The organism is Flavobacterium cheonanense (assembly GCF_039539185.1).
GTDB lineage: Bacteria > Bacteroidota > Bacteroidia > Flavobacteriales > Flavobacteriaceae > Flavobacterium > Flavobacterium cheonanense.
Map to the genome: position 1 here is coordinate 1 of NZ_BAABCT010000026.1, position 1,946 is coordinate 1,946.

Annotated in this window: 1 protein-coding gene; it reads left to right on the forward strand. The window is 36.0% G+C overall.

Features of this window, described 5'->3' with window-relative positions; all coding sequences use genetic code 11:
• Nucleotides 1-9: 9 nt before the first annotated feature.
• Nucleotides 10-1,946 (forward strand): OmpA family protein (locus ABD766_RS14915; RefSeq protein ID WP_486320567.1); only part of this gene is annotated, 1,937 nt, incomplete at its 3' end.

Here is a 1,946-nt window from a genome sequence, read left to right on the forward strand (position 1 = left end):
AAAAACAGAATTATATATTTAGTAGTTGCCTGCATCGCTTCAATGAGCATGTCAGGTCAGAAGTTAAAAGAAGCTAAAGCAGACCAACAGTACGATAAGTTTGCCTATGTTGATGCTATAAAAACCTACGAGCGTATTTTTGCTAAAGGATACAAATCGCAAGAGATGTTACAAAAGCTTGGTGATTCGTACTATTTTAAAGCCGATTTAGACAATGCTGCAAAATGGTATGGCGAATTATTTGCCTTCACACAAGATGTAGAGCCAGAATATTACTATCGTTATGCACAATCATTAAAAGCGATAAAAGATTACAAAAAAGCCGATGAAATGTTGGTGAAATTTAATCAAAAGAGCGGTAATGATTTACGTGCTAAATTAGCTACAGCTCAGAAAGATTATTTGGCACAAATCAAGAAAAACTCAGGACGTTATACTTTAGAAAATGCTGGAATCAATTCAGAGTATTCTGATTACGGAAGTGCTTTTTCAAGTAACAAAGTAGTTTTTGCATCAGCAAGAGATACCGGAGGATTATCTAACAAGAGACACTCTTGGACAGGTGAGAGTTTTACCAACTTGTACAGTGCCAATATAGGCGACCAAGGTGCTTTATCTGATCCAGGAAGATTTGGAGCAAATTTAAATTCAAAGTTTCACGAATCAACACCAGTATTTACCAAAGACGGAAAAACTGTTTACTTTACAAGAAACAATTTCCTTGACGGAAAAAAAGGAAAAGACGCTAGAAAATCGACTTTATTAAAATTATATAAAGCGACCTTAGATGGTGATAAATGGAGTGATGTGACTGAGTTACCATTCAATAGCAATGAATATAGTGTGGCACATCCGGCATTAAGTGCAGATGAGAAAACATTATATTTTGCATCAAACATGCCAGGTACTTTAGGACAATCAGATTTGTTCAAAGTTGAAATAAAATCAGATGGAAGTTATGGTACGCCAACAAATCTTGGAAATGTAATCAACACTGAAGGAAGAGAAACTTTTCCTATGGTGACTAATGAGAATGAAATTTATTTTGCCTCAGATGGACATCCAGGACTTGGAGGATTAGATGTATTTGTTGCCAAAGAACAAGCTGATGGAAGCTACAAGAAAGTAGAAAACGTAGGAGAACCATTAAACAGTTCGAAAGACGATTTTGCTTACCTTATCGATACATCATCAAGAATAGGATATGTTACCTCAAATAGAGATGGCGGACAAGGTGGCGATGATATCTACAGATTTAAAGAAACTAAGAAACTAGAATGTGAGCAATTCTTAACTGGAGTTGTAACCGATAAAGAATCAGGATTACCACTTTCTGGAGCACGAGTAACATTGTCAGATTCTAATTACAAAAAGCTACAAGAAGTAATCTCAGATAAAGACGGTAAGTTCGACTTTGGAAAAGTTGATTGTGGAACAAAATACTACATCAAAACAGAAAAACCAGAGTACAACACTTTAGAAACAGCAACCATTACAAAAGAAGAATCTGGAAAATCATTTGTACCAGTAGAACTTGAGAAAGCACAAAAACCAGTACAACCTGGAGACGATTTAGCCAAAGCTTTTGGAATCAAAATCATCTACTTCGATTTAGACAAGTCATTCATCCGACCAGATGCAGCAGTAGAATTGGCTAAAATCTTAGATGTAATGGAACAAAATCCAACGATGGAGATTGATGTTCGCTCACACACAGACTGTCGTCAAACAGCCAAATACAACATGGCATTATCAGACAGAAGAGCTAAATCAACTATTGCATGGTTAGTAGAAAAAGGCATCGCCAAATCAAGACTAACAGGAAAAGGATATGGTGAGTCGCAACTAGTAAACGATTGTGGTTGTGAACCAACAAACCAATCAAGTTGTACTGAAGACCAACACCAAGCCAACAGAAGATCTGAATTTATTATTACTAAATTGTA